This is a genomic window from Streptomyces sp. NPDC003077 (genome assembly GCF_040611095.1).
Lineage (GTDB): Bacteria > Actinomycetota > Actinomycetes > Streptomycetales > Streptomycetaceae > Streptomyces.
Genome location: NZ_JBEXNM010000076.1, coordinates 23,701 through 42,452, shown reverse-complemented (window position 1 = coordinate 42,452; position 18,752 = coordinate 23,701). Strand labels below are relative to the sequence as shown.

Annotated in this window: 12 protein-coding genes; 7 read left to right on the top strand and 5 right to left on the bottom strand. The window is 73.0% G+C overall.

The annotated features are described in order from the left end of the window. Positions 1–443 precede the first annotated feature (443 nt). The gene (locus tag ABZX96_RS32710) at positions 444–2,975 is read left to right on the top strand and encodes a Helicase associated domain protein (protein WP_355551410.1); all 2,532 of its coding nucleotides are present in this window, start codon (positions 444–446) and stop codon (positions 2,973–2,975) included. A gap of 86 nt (positions 2,976–3,061) precedes the next feature. Here ABZX96_RS32710 and ABZX96_RS32705 read toward each other — a convergent pair whose 3' ends face one another. After that, on the bottom strand, positions 3,062–3,319 hold the full coding sequence (locus tag ABZX96_RS32705) for a hypothetical protein (protein ID WP_355551408.1): 258 nt from the start codon (positions 3,317–3,319) through the stop codon (positions 3,062–3,064). 206 nt (positions 3,320–3,525) lie between these two features. Between ABZX96_RS32705 and ABZX96_RS32700 the strand changes: the two genes are divergently transcribed. Next, complete coding sequence (locus ABZX96_RS32700) at positions 3,526–3,768, top strand: hypothetical protein (RefSeq protein WP_355551407.1); 243 nt, start codon at positions 3,526–3,528, stop codon at positions 3,766–3,768. Positions 3,769–5,674: 1,906 nt separating this feature from the next. On the opposite strand, the gene ABZX96_RS32695 is transcribed toward ABZX96_RS32700, so the two are convergent. Next, positions 5,675–6,226: a snapalysin family zinc-dependent metalloprotease gene (locus ABZX96_RS32695; RefSeq protein WP_355551414.1), complete on the bottom strand. Its 552-nt coding sequence runs from the start codon at positions 6,224–6,226 to the stop codon at positions 5,675–5,677. A gap of 407 nt (positions 6,227–6,633) precedes the next feature. On the opposite strand from ABZX96_RS32695, the gene ABZX96_RS32690 reads away from it, so the two are divergent. Next, entirely contained in the window at positions 6,634–6,837 is a 204-nt protein-coding gene (locus ABZX96_RS32690; protein WP_355551405.1) for a hypothetical protein, read from the top strand. Positions 6,838–8,141: 1,304 nt separating this feature from the next. Here ABZX96_RS32690 and ABZX96_RS32685 read toward each other — a convergent pair. Then, positions 8,142–8,495, bottom strand: coding sequence for a hypothetical protein (locus ABZX96_RS32685; protein WP_355551403.1), 354 nt, complete (start codon positions 8,493–8,495; stop codon positions 8,142–8,144). A gap of 216 nt (positions 8,496–8,711) precedes the next feature. On the opposite strand from ABZX96_RS32685, the gene ABZX96_RS32680 reads away from it, so the two are divergent. The 4 genes from ABZX96_RS32680 to ABZX96_RS32665 all read left to right on the top strand — a co-directional run bounded on the left by ABZX96_RS32680 (position 8,712) and on the right by ABZX96_RS32665 (position 13,098). Continuing rightward, positions 8,712–9,200 (top strand): hypothetical protein, encoded by a 489-nt coding sequence (locus ABZX96_RS32680; protein WP_355551401.1) that lies wholly within the window; start codon positions 8,712–8,714, stop codon positions 9,198–9,200. 474 nt (positions 9,201–9,674) lie between these two features. Continuing rightward, positions 9,675–10,859 carry a histidine kinase gene (locus ABZX96_RS32675; protein WP_355551412.1) on the top strand — a complete coding sequence of 395 codons (1,185 nt, stop codon included), beginning with the start codon at positions 9,675–9,677 and terminating at the stop codon, positions 10,857–10,859. Then, complete coding sequence (locus ABZX96_RS32670; RefSeq protein WP_355551399.1) at positions 10,852–11,517, top strand: response regulator transcription factor; 666 nt, start codon at positions 10,852–10,854, stop codon at positions 11,515–11,517. The genes ABZX96_RS32675 and ABZX96_RS32670 overlap by 8 nt, the downstream gene beginning before the upstream one ends. A gap of 216 nt (positions 11,518–11,733) precedes the next feature. After that, positions 11,734–13,098 (top strand): serine hydrolase domain-containing protein, encoded by a 1,365-nt coding sequence (locus ABZX96_RS32665; protein ID WP_355551397.1) that lies wholly within the window; start codon positions 11,734–11,736, stop codon positions 13,096–13,098. Positions 13,099–13,737: 639 nt separating this feature from the next. Here the strand turns inward: ABZX96_RS32665 and ABZX96_RS32660 are convergent. Further along, positions 13,738–16,293: a beta-N-acetylglucosaminidase domain-containing protein gene (locus ABZX96_RS32660; RefSeq protein ID WP_355551395.1), complete on the bottom strand. Its 2,556-nt coding sequence runs from the start codon at positions 16,291–16,293 to the stop codon at positions 13,738–13,740. Between the two features lie 1,381 nt (positions 16,294–17,674). Then, complete coding sequence (locus ABZX96_RS32655; protein WP_355551393.1) at positions 17,675–18,742, bottom strand: MSMEG_1061 family FMN-dependent PPOX-type flavoprotein; 1,068 nt, start codon at positions 18,740–18,742, stop codon at positions 17,675–17,677. Positions 18,743–18,752: the final 10 nt, after the last annotated feature.

Here is an 18,752-nt window from a genome sequence, read left to right as displayed (position 1 = left end):
GCTGGTCGACCGGTGGCTTCCGCTGCGCTCCAGCCACCTCTGGGTGCCCCGCCGCCGGGCGTGCTGTGCGGGGCAGGGCGTGCCACGCTCCGCGCGGCCCGCCCATGGGCCTTCGGCCCGGGCTGGCTGCATGGGGAGAGGGTGGGGTCGAACAAGGGCTCGGGGAGAGGAGGCGGCTGGCCGTAAAACGGTTTTCCGGGGTGGCTATAAGCCTTTCCCGGGTTCGAGTGCTTCAGTTTGGGCTTCAGGATAAGCTCTGGATTCGGGGCATGCCACCGGCAACGCTCCAGGAAGCGTGTAGAGATCATCTGAGGACTCTTGTCGGTACTCCGGCGGGGCCGTTCAGGCAAACAACCGTAGTCCCTTGTGGCGCGTCTGCATGTAGGTTTCCCGTTTCATGCCGCTCGTATCGGCCGGCGGTCCCAAGGAGAAGGCGGACGGACATGTCGATCGCTAACCGTGCTGACCAGCGCGAGGCCGTCCAGCGGGAAGCCATTGACGCGGTGCTCCGTGCTCTTGAACTGCCTGCAAGATCTCTTGTGCCCGAGCGGGGGCTCCGGACTCAGGTGATCATGGCACCCGGGTCCGGGAAGACCCGGGTGGCCGCCCGCAGCGCCGAGGAACTCCACGCGGGCCGAGTGCTGGTACTCGTGCCCTCCCTCGATCTGCTCACCCAGACGGAGGCCGCGTGGCGGGAGGCGGGCCGCAAAGGCCCGGTCGTCGGGGTCTCGTCCCTGCGCGGAGAGGAGGCGTCCTTCCCCAACACCACGGACGCGGACGAGTTGGTCGACTGGGTGCGGCCGTTCGACAAGGTCACCGTGTTCGCCACGTACGCCTCCCTCGGGCTCGGCACGCTGAAGCGCGCACACGCGGCCGGCCTTCCGCGCTGGGACCTGATCGTGATCGACGAGGCACACCGGACATCAGGCCGGATCGGCAAGCCGTGGGCCGCCGTCCACGACAACACCCACACCCCCGCCCTGCGCCGTCTCTACATGACCGCCACGCCCCGCCTGTGGCAGCTGGACGAGGACGCCGAGGGCGTGCCGGGTGAGCTGGTGGCGAGCATGGAGGACGACCCGGACGGCCCCTTCGGCAGCAGGGCGTTCACGCTGACGCTGTCGGAGGCGATCGACCGGGGCATTTGTGCCCCTTATCAGGTGGTGTGCGTGGATATCACCGACACCCGGCTCCAGGTCGCCCAACTTCTGGGCGCCGAGGGGCGCTCGGATGTGGTCCGCGGGGCCCGGCTCACCGCCCTCCAGACCGCGCTGCTCAAGGCGTCCGCGGAGGAGCACTTCAAGCGCACGCTGGTCTTCCACCACCAGATCCGCGAAGCGGAAGCGTTCGCGGCCGGCCTCCCCGGCGTCGCCGCGCAGCTGCACGCCGCCGACCCCGGGCTGTACCCCAAGACGATCTGGGCCAACTGGCTGTGCGGCGAGCACAAGCCGGGCCACCGGCGCCGGGTCCTCGGGGAGTTCGCCGAGGGGATCGCCACGGACGGCACCGTGGTGGAGAAGGGCTTCCTGGGCTCGGTGAAGGTTCTCGGGGAGGGCGTCGACACCAAGACCTGCGACTCTGTGTACTGGGCGGATGTGCGCGGCTCGATGCCCGACCTCGTCCAGGCCGTGGGGCGGGCGCTGCGGATGCAGCCGGGAGAGGGCAAGGTGGCCTCGCTCTTGGTGCCGGTGCTGCTCGGGCCCGGCGAGACAGCCGACAACATGCTCACCTCCCGGGCGTTCGGCGGGCTGGCCAAGCTGCTGGAGGCGCTGCGGGCGCACGACGCGCGGATCGTGGAGACCCTGCCCGAGCAGCAGGCTCCGAGCCGCTACACGCCCGTCAGCAAGGACGAGAGCGGCAAAAGTGGCGGGAGCGGCGAGGGCTCCGGAGGCGTCAGCGCCCCCGCCAAGGCCCTGCTGAAGTTCTCCACGCCCCGCGACCCGGCTGCCCTCGCCGCGTTCATCAACCTGCGGGTCCTCCACCCCGAGCACGAGCACTGGCGGCGCGGCATCGAGGCCGCCATCCTCTACCACCGGCTCCACGGCGACCTGAAGGTGCCGTTCACCTACCGCGTGCCCGGCCGCGACGACCAGGAGGCCGAAGGCGAGGGGTGGCCGGCCTCGCTCGCCGACTTCCCGCTGGGGCAGTGGATCGCCGACGCCCGGCGCTTCTACGCCCGCGGGGACATGGACGAGGACCGCGTCGCGCAGCTGGAGAAGCTCGGCATGATCTGGTCGCACTTCGACGTCGCGTGGGAGGAGGGCTTGGCCGCCGCGCGGGGATGGGCCGAGGTGAACGGGCACCTGCTGGCGCCTCTGGATGCCACCTACCAGGGCTACCGGGTAGGGATCTGGTTGAAAAACGCCAGGGCCGCCGCCCGCAAGGCCGCCGAGATCGAGCAGCGGCGTGCCGAAGGCCTGCCGGTCCAGTCGTCGGCCGGGGCGCTGTCGGAGAAGCGGCGCGCGCAGCTGGAGGACATCGACCCCTCCTGGTGCCCGGCCTGGCCCGTGGAGTGGCAGCGCGCCTTCCACCTCGTCCGGCAACACCTGGAAGCCGGTGAGACGCTGCCCACCGCGGCGGGCGAGGTCCTGCGCCAGGGCGAGGACCTCGGACGGTGGGTGCAGTCGGTACGGCTCGGCTGGGACCAGCTCACGACCGCGCAGCAATGGCTGGGCGAGCACGTCCTCGGGATCGAGCCCGCGACCGAGGAGGAAAAGCCGCAGCCGCGCCGTACGCAGGCCGACAAGTGGGCGATGAACTACGAGGCCGCCCGCCAGTTCTACGAACGCGAGGGGCACCTGCGGGTACCGAGGAAACACGTCGAGACGATCACCGTGGGCGGGGACGAGGGTGAGGGCCAGGAGGTCCGGGAGCTGAAGCTGGGAGCATGGATCGGGAACCAACGCAGCCGGGCCGCAACACTGCCTCCCGAACGGGCGGAGCGGCTCTCCGCCATCGGCATGCGGTGGACGTGATGGCCCTCGTCGTCACCGCGGCCGCCGCGCTCGCGGCCGGCTACCTGCTCGGAAGGCTGCGCCCGTGGCAACGGCTGGGCGGCCGATCAGGTCCGCTTCACCGGGGCAGGGGTCCGGGGCGGCACCGGGCGGCAGGCCGTCGTCGTCCTGGCCCACTCCGCCACCGCGCCGCGCACCAGCCGCCGCACCATGTGCGCCCCCGCCACCGAGACCCGAACGCCGCCGCTCGTACGCGATCCGGACTGGGTCGCCCACCGCACCCACACAGACCAGGGAGCCTCCGCGTGAGCACCGAGCAGCCGGGCGTCGACGCGTACGGCCAGGAGCCGGCCCGCATCAGCCACCACAGCACGAGGCCACGGCGACGCGGTTCACCGTCTTCCAGGCCCTGACCGCCGTCACCGACAGCAAGAGCCGCCACGACCGAGTCACCCCGGACGAGCACGAGCGCATCGAGGGATCGTGGCGGGAGCGGGCGCTCAACGCCGAAGAGCAACTGACCCGCTCCCACAACGAGGTCCTCGCTCAACGGCAGCGGATCGGGGAGCTGATGGGCCAGCTCAGGGACTTCGAGCAGATGGTGCCCGTCGAATCTGTCCAACGCCCCACCGCCGAGAACACCACCCTCAAGCGGCGAGTCCAGCAGCTGCCCCAGGAACACCGAGCCCTGCAGGAACGACTCGAAGGCGCCCGCTCCAACCTCCGCTTCGCCGACAAGCGCATCACCGCCCTGGAGGCGCAGGTGCTTGCGCAACTCCCGCTTGAGCCACCGCAAGGAAACCAGGACCGCTAGGTTCGGCACCCCTGCACTCAAACAGGCAATCCGAGGAGGGCCTTGGGGCCGCATACATCGGTCTTGTCGGTGCTCTGTTGGGTGCGGCCACAGCACTGCTGGGCTCGGTGCTCTCCGTGCGCCTGCAAGCCCGTCATGAGCGGGCGCGCTGGGGTCGCGACCGGCGTCAGGCTGCATACGACGGCGCTCTCCGCTACCTGCTCCGAGCATTGAACCGCCGATCCGAAATCGCTGTGAACGCAGGCCGGATCGTCTCCGTCATTGCTGAAGAGCATGTCAGGGAGACCTTCGACGACCTCGTCGAAGCACAGTTTTGGTTTCGGGCCCTTACTGCGGCATGTGGCGATCGTCAACTGGAGCGCATTCAGAGAGCAGCCAATGACCTAGACGCCAGGGTGGCGTCCCTGTCGGGGGTTGGTCCTTCACAGATGCCCAACCAACTGGGTCAGGAGTTGACCGAAGCTCTGCGCATTCTGGGCGAGTGCGCCCGCGAGGATCTTAAAGACGACGGAGCTGCGGGCCGAAGGCGTCTTACGTCTGGTTGACCCATCGCTGCACGCCGCTGCCTCGCGAACGTGTCCGGCACACGAATGACAAGGCCAGAGGCCATACGCGCACTTCAATGGTCGGTAAAGCCGACTACGACTGGATGGTGCGGCCGGACTGGCCCAGTCCGCCGAGACGATCGAGGTTCGCTTCGGCACCTTCCGGGCCGGCGCGCCACGTGCCGCTGTACCGCACCGCCGACGTCGACGCGCTCGTCACCGCGCCCCCCGGGGCCGACTGGTCCGCACTGCGCCAGCTCGACAAAGGCCAGCGCTCCCCTCGCCGCCCTGGCCAAAGCGAAGGCGGTGGCCTCGACGTGAGCCCGGCCGGGGCGGGCGGAGCCCCCACACCGCGCCCGTCCCGGCGCCCCGTGAAGACCAGGCCCACCACGCCCTGACCGATGCACACCGGCATCGACGGCGGCAGACTCCAGCAAGCCTCCGGCAGCCGGCAGCGCTCGCCGGGCTGGGACTCGCAGCCCGCCACCGGCCCGGAGCCCAGCACTCGAACGGCTCGACCGCCGAACAGCTCAACGGCTCAACGGCTCAACGTTCCAACGGCCGACCATCACCTTCGTGGCGGCGTCCGGTTCTGAGCTCGGTAGCTGTACAAAGGCCCGCGCGCCCGGGAGGCTTGCGCCCGTACCGGACCGCGCGGCCCGCCGCTGGAACTCGTAAAGGAGTCCGTCCGTGAACGACGTGCCCTGCGAGGAGCACTGCCCGTATTTCGCCTGCCCGGCCTGCGGCATCGTCGGCGAACCGGACTCCGCTGACGACCACCCCACCCTCGACCAGGCTCACGTCGACTGATCGAAGCCCATGACCGTGCGCTGCGGCTCCTGCCGCACTCTCGCGCACCTCCCCACGCCGACGTCCTCCACCGCGACAGCGCCTGCCCCTGCTCCCGCCGCGGACACCGCACCGCCCGCGTCCGCGCGGGGGCCGCAGCCCGAACCAGCCCGCCCCCGCGCCACCTGCCTGCACGATGGCGAACACCGCGCCGGTCAGTGGGCCACCGCTCAGATTCGCAGCGCCAAGGACGACGCGCGCGCCCGCAGCCCCGGCCCGGCCCGGCCACCTGCCCCCGCCCACCCGAACCCCGCAGGCCACACACCACCGCTCAGCTGACGTCGGCGCCGAGGCCGCCGGCGAGGACCCAGAGGGACGGCGCCCCGGGGCCGGTCCAGGCGCGGCGCGGGCCGCAAGGCGGTCGCCGGCGCGCGGTCCGGTCGGCGGGCTTCCGTCGGCGAACCCGCCGGAGGCGGAAGCCGGAGGCGGAAGCCGGTTGCCCGCTGCACGGGGCAAGGTGCCCGGCCGCGGGCGTCACGGCCGGGCACCGGCGCGCCGGGATTTTCTCCCGGCTAGGGCGCGTCCGCCACCAGGCGGCCGCCGGCCGGGACGCGGGAGGCGGAGCGGTAGGCGTAGAAGGCCTCGACGCGGGCCTGCTCGGCCAGGTCGGGCACCGCGTTCTTGCATCCGGTGCCGGCGGCGGAGCCCGACATCAGCTGGGAGCACGGGCCCGGCTTGGTGTCGGGCAGGCCCAGGTTGTGGCCGATCTCATGGGCGGCGATGCGGGTCTTGTCGTATCCCTGGGCGACCGCTTGACCGCCGAGTTCGACGCGACCGCGGCCCCCCGGCCGCACCGGGCCGATCGTGGCCTGCGGCCAGCCGGCGGTGGCCACGATCTGGATGTCGGCACGGGTACCGGGCTGGGCCTTGGCCAGGTGGACGTTCTCCACGTTGGTGTTCCAGGAAGCGGCTGCGGCGGCGATCGCCGCCTCCCAGCCCCTGGCCTGACGGTCGTCGTAGCGGAGCGTCACCACCGCGGACGCGCTCGTGGCCGCGGCCGTGTCCGGGGCGGACGCGGCGGTCGCCGCCGGCGCCGCGGCCAGCGCGGCCACCGCGGTCGCCATAGCTATGGCCAGCCGTCTGAAGTGCTGCATCGTGGTCCTCTCGGGTAGGCGGGGCTCGATTCCGTCCGGGACCGAGCAGGTGGTGCGGCCGGGCTGCGGCCGGGGGCCGTTGCGCTGTCCCACGGGCCGGGCCGGCACCGCACCGGCCACAGGCCGTGGGCAGCCGCACCGCGTGCGGGCGCCGGCGAGGCCCGGCTCCGTGCCGCGCGCCGGGCGGCAGCGGCCGGGCCGCCACGGCGGCACCAAGGAGGCCGCCGGGACCGGCAGCGACGCCGCCCGGCGTGCCGCAGGCCAAAGACCCCCGGGACGCCCGGGCGTGGCGCCGAGCAGCGTGTGCCCGGCAGACGCCGGCCCGGTGCAGGGCCGGCACAGCCGCTCCCTCCCGGTGCCCGCCCCCACACCCACGCATGACAGTACACGGTCAAGTGCGGGCGGCGCTGGCCCCCGACGACGGAAAATCCCCCGCGGCGCGGCCGCACCGACCAGATGAGCCGGACCCGCAAAACACCCGCCACGCCGACCAGGAACACGACCGCGCCGACCAGGAACACGACCGCGGCAAGCCGCTCAACCACCGGAAACCGCCCGACACCCAGCAGCCGCCCCCATAGCCCGACACCCGCCAGCCGCCCCCACCCGCCCGGAAACAACCCAAGCCCCGCACTTCCCACCCGCCCAGAAACAACCCCAAGCCCGCACCGCGCAGACAGAAGCCGATACGGAACGAAGCCGATACGGAACATCGAAGACCACCCCGCACACCCAGCACCAAAACACCCTGACCCGACCCGATCCCTGATCCGCCACAAGCACCCCCAGCGGCGCGGCCGGCGCCCCGCCGGGCAACTACCGACGCGCCCCTTGCCCCACCCCCGCATCCCCGGCCGCCCACGACACCCCGCCACACAGCCCGAACCCCCTTTGCGGGCACGAGGCAACCCGCGCAGCTCCCCCGGCACGCCCCCGACACCAAGAAAACCGCCCTCCGGCAAGAAGCCACCACCACACACAGAGGAGCCGCCGCCAGCCGCGCAGGCGGCAGCACAGAGCGACGGCGCAGGCGACGACACTGGCGACGGCGCAGGCAGCGACGCGGAACGGGCAGCGCAGGGCAACGGCGACGCGGAACGGGCGGCGCAGCCGCCCACGATCGAGAGCCAGGAGCACAGCGGCCTACAGACCACCAGCAAAACCACCAGACAAGGAACCCCGCCCCGCCACCCCGGGCCCACCGAAACCGACCAGCACTGCCGACAACGCCGGTGGCCCACGCGGGCGAAAGGGGCCAAGCCCTCGCCACTGGCCTTCCTGCCACCGACGGCGCCGCTCCACGGCCTGGGCCACCACTACGCGAGCCGGAGACGGACCACGTCAGAGGTGCCCGGCGCCGCCGTACTGGGCGCCGCCGGACTGCGGCCGAACCGGACCACGGCCGACCCGGTGACCGCCACACGCTCGACGACCACCGCAGTGCCCGAGGCCCGGGCAGCAGCGAAGGCAGCAACACCCTCGGCCGGCGCGGTGAACAGGCACACACCACCAAAGCCCCCGCCAGCGCGGTGCTGCCGGGAGGACGGTCAGCCCCGCAGCATCCGCCGCACCCGCGCCAGCCGTTCCGCGTCCCATCCCACCGCGGGTCGGGTTCGAGGCAGGCCAGGGCGGTGGCGGTGAGGCCCAGGGCGGGCCGGGACCATTCGGCCCGGTCCGCGGCGCCGAACACGCCCGGCCCGGATTCCCGGTCGGCGAGGTCCGGGCGGGCGGCCGCGGTGAGGACGTAGCCGCGCATGGCGGCGCTCAGCCCGGTGGCCAGCTCCTCGCAGGTGAGGTGAGGTGAGGTGGAGGTCGGGGCGCAGCCGCAGCCCGAGCAGCCTGAGCAGCGCGGTCAGGCGCTGGCAGGAGCGGGCGATCCGGTGGCTCAGGGCGCGTTCGGCGGCGGCCAGAGCCTGCTGGACCTCGCGCCGGCGACCGTCCTCGGCCAGACTGAGGACGGTGGCGCGCAGGACGATGCAGGCGCGCCACCGCGGCGAGGCGTGCAGGGCCGCGAAGTCCCGCAGGCGCCCTGCCGCAGCAGTCCGACGCACAGGGCGCGGCGGCCCTCGGCGGTGGCGAACTCCTCGATCCGCGCGCGGGCCAGGCCCAAGACGGCCTCCTCGCCGGCGCGGCCGTCGGCGCCGGCCGCGGCCGGCGCGCTGCGGGCGATCTCTTTGAGCAGGTCGCCGAGGAAGAGGTCCTCGCAGGGCCAGCGGCGGCAGACGGCGGCGCGCGCCACACCGGCCTCGCGGATGACGTCCTCGAAGCCGAGGGGGTCCAGGTCATGGCGGGCCGGTGCGCCCGATCATCGCCATGGCGGTGTCGAGCATGCGCCGCGCGGTTTCGGCGTCGGCCAGGCGGCGGCGCCGGACCGGTCCGGCCGGGGGTTGCTCCTCGGTCATCCGGCCCTCTGCTCCCCCACGTCTTGCTACCTGATACCTCATCACGTCTCCTCGTGGCTGTCCCACCCCCGGAGGACCCGAGGCACCGCAGCCCCTCCCCGTCCGTCCGCAGGGCCGTACGCCTCCTGCAGGCCGCACCGTCCTCACGGTGGCCGCGGCCGGCGCCATCGCCGCCGCCCAGGCCGCAAACGGCGGCTCGCCGGCACCTGCGCCAGAGCCCTCCGCAGCGCGCCGCCGACCAGATCGCCACCGCCGAGACCAGCGTCCTCCCCTACCTGCTCACCCCCGCCGCCCCGGGCGCGGCCCGGTTCGCGACCATGGCGCGGGCCGGCAAACGCGGCCACCGCTGGGTGCGCGGGGCCGGATCCGGAGCGGTCGTGCCGGGCACCGCCCCGGCCCCGTACCACGTCAGCCGGCCCCACCCACCGGCGACGACGGCGGCCGGCCTCCTGCCGTGCACGGCCGCACCGGCAGCCGTCACCCTGCTGCGGACACGCCACTCCTCCTCCCACTTCCACACCGTCCGCACTCCACCCGCCTGAACCCGCCGCCCCCGCCCGCCTGAACCCGCCGCGGCCCAAACGGAGAACCGACCGACCGCGCGCCGACCACCACCGAGTCCCACGCCCACGCGCCAGACCCGCCCCAGCCGGCCCGCACACCCACCGCCCCAACCGGCCGGCAGACCTGCAGACCGACAGACAGACCGGCCGGCCGACCGGCCGACAGACCAACCGACAGACCGACCAACCGACAGACCGACCGACAGGCCGACCGGCCGACCGACCGACAGGCCGACCGGCCGACCGGCAGGCCCAGTCCCGGCCGAACCCCGCGCCGGTGATCCCCGGCACCTGATGCCGATGCCCTCCCCCGCACCGACCCCGCCGACCACCGCCCGGCGCGCGCTCACCTCCCCTCCCCCGCGAGGCGGGCCGGGCCGCGCCGGGGGCGCATGGCTCCTTGGAGTGATGAAGACCGGCGGGTGAGGCCCTAGGGTCGCAAGGATGAGAATGATGGACGGCAGGTGGCCCGCATGGGGCGCCGACGCCGGGTTGGTCGTGCTGACGCTTGTGCCGCCGCTGCTGTCGCAGCCCTACGTGGACACCTCCCAGGCGGCGTGGGCGTCGCTTACCGTGTACGAGGCGGTGGGCGCGGCGGCCCTGCTGCTGCGGCGGCGCCTGCCCGCCGCCGCCTTCCTCGTGGGGTTCGGCGCCCTGCTGGCGGCCCTGGTGGCCAGCGCGGGCGAAGGGGCCAAGCTCTCGCCGCTGGTCTTCCTGCCGCCGGCAGTGCTGCTCTACAGCCTGGGCCACCACTGCGCGAGTTGGAGGCGGACCGCAACGGCGGTGCTCGGCGTCGCCGTGCTGGGCGCGGCCGGCCTGTGGCTGAACCGGACCACGGCCGACACCGAGGACCTCCGGGGCGGCCTGGACGTCCTCGCCGCGCTGGCCCCGATGCCACTGGCGTGGGCGCTGGGCTTCGCCGCGCGGACGCGGCAGGCGCTGCTGGCCGCGGCCGAACAACGGGCGGCCGACGTCCGCCGGAGGCAGGCCCTGCAGGCGGCGCAGGCCACCCACCGCGAGCGGACACGGATCGCCGGCGAGATGCACGACCTGGTCGCGCACTCGCTGACCCTGCTCGTCGTGCACGCCGAGACCCTGCGGGCCCGCGGCGGCGAACTGCCCGACTGGGCCCGCGCCCAGATCGACGGGCTGGCGGCGGCGGGCCGGCACAGCAGCGGCGAACTACGCGACCTGCTGCGGATGCTACGCGACCCCGCGGACCCGGCCCCCCTCCAGCCCGCGCCCGGCCTCGCGGAACTGGAGGCGTTGCTGGACCACCACCGCGCCGCGGGAGGCACCGCCGCGCTGACGATGGACCTCGCGCCGCACCCCGCGCCGGGACCGGTGCAGCAAACGGCGTACCGCGTCGTGCAGGAAGCCCTGGTCAACGCCCGCCGGCACGCCCCCGGGGCACCGGTCCGGGTGCGTGTCGAGGGCGACGACGGGGAAAAGCTGCGGTGCGAGGTCGTCAACGGCCGCGCCACACGGCGCGGCACGCCCGGCGCGGGCACCGGACTCGGCCTGGTCGCCATGGCGGAACGGGTGGCCGCACTGAACGGCGACCTCACCGCCGGCCCCACCCGCGACGGCGGCTTCCGCGTCACGGCCACGATGCCATGGAAGCGTGCGGATGCCTGAACAGATCAGCGTGCTCGTCGCGGACGACGACCCGGTCATCCGCGCCGGGCTGAGCGCCATCCTGAACAGCCAGACGGACATCACCGTGACAGGCACCGCCGACGACGGCGAACAGGCCGTACAAGCCTGCGCGCGACTACGCCCGGACGTCACCTTGATGGACATCCGGATGCCGCGCCGCGACGGCCTGTGGGCCCTGGCCGAACTGGGCCGCCGGGGCCTGACCGGACCCGGGCGCAGCCGGGTGCTCATGCTCACGACCTTCGACCTGGACACCTACGTCGACGACGCGCTGGCAGCCGGGGCATCCGGCTTCCTGCTCAAAAACAGCTCCTACGAGGAACTGACCGCGGCCGTCCGCGCCGCGGCGGCCGGGCACAGCACACTGAGCCCCGCCCTGACCCAGCGCATCATCGAGGGCCATCTCAGCGGTCGGCGCCGGCCCAGCGACCAGGACCTGGCCCGGCTGAGGGACCTCACCGAGCGGGAGATCGACGTGCTGCGCCTGCTCCGGGACGGGCTGAGCAACGCCGAGATCGCCCAACAGCTCGTCGTCAGCCTGCACACCGTCAAAACACACGTCAGCCGCGTGCTCACCAAGACCGGCTGCCACAGCAGGGCACAGGCGGCGGTGCTGGCCAGAAACACCCTGCCCTGACCCGGCCCGATGAGCGGGCGGGGCGCCATGCCGCGCGGGGTCATTCCTTGGAGTGACCCCGCCCCGGCCACAAGCCCGCCATCGAGCGATGTACGGGGGGCGCGCCGCTGACTGAATAGGGGGGTGCGCGCGGGGCCCGCCGCAAGGCCGTTCAACGGATGCGTGCCCGGCCCCTCGACGCACACAGCACATCGTCATGCGCCGAAGGGAACCGCCATGTCCGCTCACACACCGTCTCGCCGTCATCGGATCTTTCGGGGAGCGCTGACCACGGCGTTGGCGACCTGCATGGGCGCGGCACTCGTGAGCTGTTCGGGTGCGGAGTCGGACGGGACCCAGGCGGCGGCCGGACCGAGCGCGGCGCGCCCGGCGGCCGGCACTCACCTGACCGGTCTCGCGCAAAAAGCCGTCGACACCGGCTCCCCGGGCATCATCGTCCGCGTCGACTCCGGCAACGGAAAGCCCGTCGAGGTCACCCGGCAGGCCCCCTGGACGAAGGACGACCACCGCCTCGCGGCCGGCGACCGGTTCCGGGTCGGCTCCAACACCAAAACACTCACCGCAACCCTCATCCTGCAACAAGTCGCCGAGAAGCGGATCAGCCTCGACGACACGGTGGAACACTGGCTGCCCGGCCTGGTCACGGGCGGCCGGCACATCACCGTCCGGATGCTGCTCAACCACACCAGCGGCCTGGGCGACTTCCTGCTGACCCCGAAGTTCCTGCCCTCCCTCACCGGCCAGGAAGAGCGCACCTGGACACCCCAAGAACTCCTCGCCCTCACGCCCAAGCAGGACCCGCCGGCCCAGCCCGGCACGACATACTCCTACAGCAACGCCAACTACGAGGCCCTCGGGCTCATCCTGGAAAAAGCCACCGGCACCGGCCTGGCCGAGCTGATCAAGAAGAGGATCACCGAGCCGCTCGGCATGAAGGACTCGTTCCTGGCCACGAACGCCGACTGGGACACCCCCCAGACCACCAGAAAGACCACCAGAAAGACCACCGGCGAGACCACCAGGAAGACCACCGGCGAGACCGCCGGGAAGCAGCACGCGGCCGGCTACGAACCGGACGCCAAACGCCTCAAAGCCATCCTCTCCAAGACCGTCAACCTGCCCGAAGGCGTCGGATTCACCGGTCCCGCACGCCCCCAACGCAACATCAACACCTCCGGCATCGACCCGAGCTGGGCCTGGGCCGCCGGCGGCATGGTCTCCACCGCACCAGACTGGCAACGCTTCCTGACCGCGCTGATGTCGGGCAAGCTGCTGCCCAAGGCGCAGATGAAGCAGATGCGCACCACCATCGACGCCCCCGAAGAAGGCGGCGGCTACGGACTGGGCCTGATGGAGGTAAAGACCCCCTGCGGCACCGTCTGGGGGCACACCGGCGGCCTGCCCGGCTACTCCAGCGAGATCTACACCGATGCGAGCGGCACACGCAGCCTCGCCCTCCTGACGAGCACGAACTTCGGCATCAAGGAAAAGAAGGCCGCCACCGCCAACAAAGCCCTCCGCGACGCAGCCACCTGCCAAATGCTCGGCACGCCGCAGCCCTCGGACAACCCGGCCGGATGACAGCCGCGGGCACCGGCCGGCACTGCCTCCGCCGGCGACCGACTCGCCCGCGGCCGGTATGTGCCGGCCGTCGTCACGCGTGTCCCGCGCACGGGTCCGGCCGGGGCCACGGCACGATGCGCGACGCCCACCAAAACCGCCGCACCTACCAGCTGGTCGTCTCCGGCGAGCGCTGGGTGAACATCATGAACCTCACCGCCGACACGAGCGCCGCCGTACGCCGCCTCCAGGAGGACCTGGGCATCCCCCGCACAGCAGGCCACGGTCCTCGGCGACGACCTCGACCACGTGCAGATGCTGGGCAACCGCCGACCAGTCCTTCGCGATGGCCAACGCCCATCCCGAGGTCGTCGCGCGGGCCCGCTTCCTCGCCGGAACCAACACCGAGCAGGGGGCCCTGCGGCGCCGTGGGGCAGACCCCGAGCCTGCCGATGCCGTAGGCGACGAGCGGGAGGGGCCGCCCCTACCCGTCGCCGTACCGGGCGGGACCGCTCCCGCAGCGTGACCGGGCGGGAGCGATCCCGGACCATCGCAGGGCGGGAGCGATCCCGGGTCATTACCTGGGCCGGAGCGATCCCGGGTCATTACCTGGAGCGGAGCGATCCCGGCCCGTCATCGAACGGAAGCGACCCCGGCCCGTCAGCGCTTGAGCCCGCCCCCAGCACCGGCCCCGGCCCCGGCCCCGCTCCCGGCCCCGACCTGGAACTCGCGGACGGTGAGCCAGTGCTCCAAGCCGGACTGCGCGTGGGTCAGGCGCAGCCGGACATAGCGGGCCGTGGTCCCCGGCGGGGCCGTGATCTCCACCTCGGGCGTGCCGGTGAGCCGGCCGAGGGGCTGCCACGTCCGGCCGTCGGCGGACACTTCCACCACGCCCTGGCGCGGGTACCCCTCGGGCCGGTCCGGGGCACCCATGGCCAGCCGCACAGTGCCGATCTCACGCGCGGCACGCAGATCGAGACCGACATATGCGCCCGGGCGGGGGTCCCACAGACCGCGGAAATAGGTGCTCTCCGTGCCGTCGGTCAGCCGGGGCACCAGATGCTCCTGATCGGGTTCGAGATTGGTCAGCCCCTTGGGCCGCGGGACACGGCCCTCGGCCACGTCGTACGCGGCAACGGCGTCCAGCACGAAGTCGTCCACCACCCCGTCGCCCACCAGCACGGGAATCTCCAACCCATACAGGTGGGTGTACCGGAAGGACTGCGCGCGCTCGACCTCCCCGGGCAGCCGCTGCGCCAGGGCGCGCGCGGTGTCCCGATCGCCGTCCCGGGCCGCGGCGGCCAGGTCCGCGGCCGTGACGGCCGCCGTGCCCCAGGCCTCGGCCGCCTCCAGCCACGGCCCGGTCTCCCGGACGAACCGCCGGTCGGGCAGATGGGCGCGCAACAACCGCGGGGCATCGCGGAGGGCGGCCAGATCCGCCCGCAGCCGGGCCCGGGCGGCGGCATCGTCCGGACCCGCCCGGAAGGCGGCGATGCGGGCGGCGAGGCCGGGGGCCTGGCGCCCGGTCATGCGGGAGAAGAAGCTCGCATCGGCGAAGACACGCAGGGCCTCCCGCACGGCGGGGTCCTCCCCCGCGCGTTCGCGCAGGGCCGCGCGCCAGGCCGCCTCCGGATCATAGGCCCGGTCGTTCCACAGGTACTCGGCCACGGTGAACAGGCCGATCCGGGACGCGGACGCCTGCGGCATGGGATTGGCCGCCACACCGGCCACCTCCTGCAAAAGGCCCCGCTCCCGTTTCTCCAGCGGGCCGAGCATCAAACGGCCCGGGACGTAGTCGTTGACGGGGAAGTTGTCCCAGACCAGCACCTCGTGGCCGAAAACCTCCCGGGCGGCCCGGGCATCGGCGCGCGTGATGGCGGGGGCGATACCGCTGGTCCCGGTCCACTGGACGATCACCTCGGGCGCGAGCTGCTCACGCAACGCCTTCTTGTACGGGGTATCCGCCACGTCGTAGTACTCGGTGGGGACCGTCTGCAGCGGATCGGTGTCCTCCTGGGCGAGGCCCTCCCGTACCCGGTTGAGCAGCAGGGCCTGGGCGGCACCGGCCGCCGCGCCACCGGTCCCGAACCGTTCCTCGTCGGCCGCGCAGTTCCAGCGGGTGTAGCTGATGTCGTCCAGCGGCACGGAGAACGAGCGGACGCCCAGGGCCCGCACCGAACGCAGCTTGTCGGTCAGCGCCCGGGCCTCCTCCGGCGAGCTGTAGCAGACCGACAGGCCCGGGGAGAGGGCGAAGGTGAACCGCACGTGCCGCTGCCGGGCGCGGTCCACCAGCTCCTTCAGGCGGGCCAGCTCGGCGGGCGGGTACGGCTCGCGCCACCGGTCGCGCAGGTAGGGATCGTCCTTGGGCGAGTACAGGTAGCCGTTCATCTTGTGCTCGCCGAGGTAGTCCAACTGGTGCAGACGCGTGTCGTGGGACCAGGGCGTGTCATAGAAGCCCTCGACGACCGCGCGGACGGCGGTGGCCGGCCGGTCCCGCACCACCACGCCGGGCAGCCGGGCGCCCGGACGGTCCGCGCGCGGAAGGACCTGGCGCAGGGACTGCGCGGCGTAGTAGGTGCCGGCCGGGTCGGCGCCGGACAGCACGATCCGGTCGGTGCCGTCCGCACCGCGGCCCGCGGCCAGGACGTAGCCGCCCGCGGGCAGCCCCTGCGGGCCGGACACCCCCAGACCGGCCAAAGCGCCGGCCGAGGCGGCAAGCTCCGCGGGCCCGCCGACGTGAACGACCAGGCCCCCCGCGTCCGCAGCAGGGACCGAAGCCCGGACCGGGGCGGGGACCGAGGAGGCAGACGGCGGGCGCGCGGCAGGGGGCACCGCCGCCGGTTGCGCGATCGCCGCCATGGCCGCCCGGGCCCCGGTGGCCGCGCGGCCATGCGCAGGCGGCACAGTAGTGGTGGCGGTCGCGGACCCCGGCACGGTACGCGTCTCCAACCGCTCGACACCGGCGGCCCGCAGCGCCTGCCGCACCACCTCCAGCGCGGACGCATCCGTGCGGGACCCGATGACCAGCACGGCGCTGGACGGCACGGTGATCTCTTCCGAGCGACGGGACACCGACCAGGGCGTGGGCGTGATCACCGGCCCGGACGCCACAGCCCGGGAACCCTCGCCCGCGCCGGACCCCGCAACCGCACCGGCCGGAACGGCCGCGGGCGGGGCGAGGGCCAGGGCCAGCCCGGCGGCCAGTCCCAGAGCCACGGGCCGCGGGGACGCCCGGCGTCCGCGAGTCCTCCTTCTTGCCGCACACCACACCGATAACGGACCCACAAGGACCTCCATGAGCCCCCGCGTAACGGGTGTCACGCGCGTCGAATGGGGCCACAGGGACCCCACCAACAGCTCACGGCGTTGTCAACGGGGCCCCTACGCAGGCAGGTTGCGGAAAAGCGGAAGGACACCGGCCCGACGGAAGCCCTGCCGTGCGGGTGGTCGACGTGGTACGCGCAGGCCGTACGAGCCACGGAGCCCCGGGCCGTACGAGCCGCGGGGCCCCGGGCCGTACGAGCCGCGCGAGCCGCCCGGGGCCCGGCCACGCAGGACCCGATCACGCTGGGGCCGGCCACGCAGGCCCGGCCGCGCAGGGACCGGTCCTCGGAGAGTTCCCGACCCAGGGCGAAAGTCCCCAACCCAGGGCGGGAGCCCCCGGTCCGAGGGGTGCCCTCGGTCCAGGAAAGGGGCCCCGAACGCATATCCCCGACCCGGAAAGGCCCCGTCCAAGGCAACCATCATTCACCGCGCAGGACACGGGCCAGATGCCCATCGAAGCCGATGTCCTCCAGGTCCAAAATGGATCCCAGCACGTCCACGACGGCCCAGGCCCACGGCCAGCAGGGCGGCCTTCTTGGTGCGGTAGATCCACACGTCCAGGCGGCCGGAACCGCTGTAGCCGCAGCGGGCCAGCATCCACACCGCCGCATGACACGTCGTCCTCGTCCCGCCCAGCCCGTAGAGGGTTCCCGACCCAGGGCGAAAGTCCCCCACCCAGGGCGGAAGTCCCCGGCCCAGGGCGGAAGTCCCCGGTCCAGGGCGAAAGTCCCCGGCCCAGGGCGGAAGTCCCCGCCCCAGGGCGGAAGTCCCCGCCCCAGGGGGGAGTCCCCGGTCCAGGGGGGTGCCCTCGATCCAGGAAGGGTGCCCCGAACGAATATCCCCGCCCCGGAAAGGGGCCCCCGCCCCATGGCGTCCCACCGGGTAGTGCAGCGGCGATCTGTGCATAACCCCTGATCACGAGACGGCCATCGCACGACTCTCCGAGCAACAACGCTCGTTGCGAGGCGACGCGATGGCCTTGCCCCAGCATGACGTACACCGGCCGACGGAGTCACTGCTTACGGCGGACGGAATCGAGCTGCTCCGGGCCCTGGCCAGCAGATCCCGCAGGAACCCATCGAAGCCAAGGCCACCGCACCGATCGCTACCGGACCCGACGAGCACGCCCGGACGCGCACGACCCTACGGGCCGAACCCCGAGATGACCGGCCGGCGGACCCGCCCGCCACCGACCCCGCCCCCAACAGCCGACCGCCTCACCGACAAGGCCTCACGACGCACCCGACACGGCCTCACGGCGCAACCGCACCCGTCAGAACAGATCGTTTTGGTAGTGGTCTTCGACGATGGCGCCGAGGGAGCCGAGGCCGCTGCCGAGCGTGGCGGCCATCTTCTGTGCCATCTGGGCGGTGACCTGGGCATAGAAGTTGCCGCCGAGGGTGAGGGCGTCGGCCAGGCCCCGGGGGGTGTCGGTCCAGAGTCCGGCGCGGATCACGGCCTTGCCGCACTGGAAGAACGCCTCGCGCACCTTCACGATCGTGGCGAGGACGGCGGGTTTGCCCTCGGCCCCCAGGCGCTCCAGCAGGCCGGGGTCGTCGGTGACGAACGCCTCGCCGTTCACCCGGGCCGTCTCCCGCACGCCGGGGACGAAGAAGACCAGGCCCACGGCGGGGTTGCGGGTGATGTTCTCGAAGGTGTCGGCGGTGCGGTTGCCCGGGCGGTCGGGAATGGCCAGGGTCCAGGGATCCAATATCCGCACCGCGCCCGGCGGATCGCCTTTGGGACTGGCGTCCACGGCCCCGGTGTCATCGGCGGTGGCCAGGCAGAAGAACGTGCTGTGGGCGATGAAACGGCGCATGAAATCGCCGAGGAAGGGATCCTTCTTCTCCGCGATGAACGGCTGCGGATATCCGAGGATCTCCCGGACCCGCTCCATGCCGATGGCACGGTAGGCATCGGCGGCGGTGCGCTCGGGGGCCGGGCCTCTGACGTCCCACAGGTCGAGGGCGCCATCGGGCCAGACATCGGAAGCGCCACCGTCGACGCCGCCCCCGGGAGAAGCATCGGACGTACCGCCCCCGGGAAGAACACCGAAGGCACCGCCGTCGGGGGAGGTGCCGGACGTACCACCGCCGGAGGAAGCACCGGAGGAAGCGCCGGAGGCATCGTCGCCGAGAGAAGCGTCGGACGTACCGCCGACGGGAGAACCGTCAAAGGCAGCGCCGACGGGGGACGCGTCAGAGGCACTACCGCCGGGCAAGGCATCGCACGTGCTGCCGTCGGCGGTGGGCCGGGGGGCGGTGATCGGGTCCACGGGGCGCTCCTTGGCGGGCGGGCGGGCCGTGCGGCGTTCGCGGCCCGCGGGCGGGGAGTCGGTCATCGGGGGCCGG

What these genes read in the sequence shown, in the direction of transcription:
- ABZX96_RS32710 (WP_355551410.1), top strand. Translation starts at nt 444, where the DNA reads ATGTCGATCGCTAACCGTGCTGACCAGCGCGAGGCCGTCCAGCGGGAA.
- ABZX96_RS32700 (WP_355551407.1), top strand. Translation starts at nt 3,526, where the DNA reads ATGGGCCAGCTCAGGGACTTCGAGCAGATGGTGCCCGTCGAATCTGTC.
- ABZX96_RS32695 (WP_355551414.1), bottom strand. Translation starts at nt 6,226, where the DNA reads ATGGCGACCGCGGTGGCCGCGCTGGCCGCGGCGCCGGCGGCGACCGCC.
- ABZX96_RS32690 (WP_355551405.1), top strand. Translation starts at nt 6,634, where the DNA reads ATGACAGTACACGGTCAAGTGCGGGCGGCGCTGGCCCCCGACGACGGA.
- ABZX96_RS32675 (WP_355551412.1), top strand. Translation starts at nt 9,675, where the DNA reads ATGGACGGCAGGTGGCCCGCATGGGGCGCCGACGCCGGGTTGGTCGTG.
- ABZX96_RS32670 (WP_355551399.1), top strand. Translation starts at nt 10,852, where the DNA reads ATGCCTGAACAGATCAGCGTGCTCGTCGCGGACGACGACCCGGTCATC.
- ABZX96_RS32665 (WP_355551397.1), top strand. Translation starts at nt 11,734, where the DNA reads ATGTCCGCTCACACACCGTCTCGCCGTCATCGGATCTTTCGGGGAGCG.
- ABZX96_RS32655 (WP_355551393.1), bottom strand. Translation starts at nt 18,742, where the DNA reads ATGACCGACTCCCCGCCCGCGGGCCGCGAACGCCGCACGGCCCGCCCG.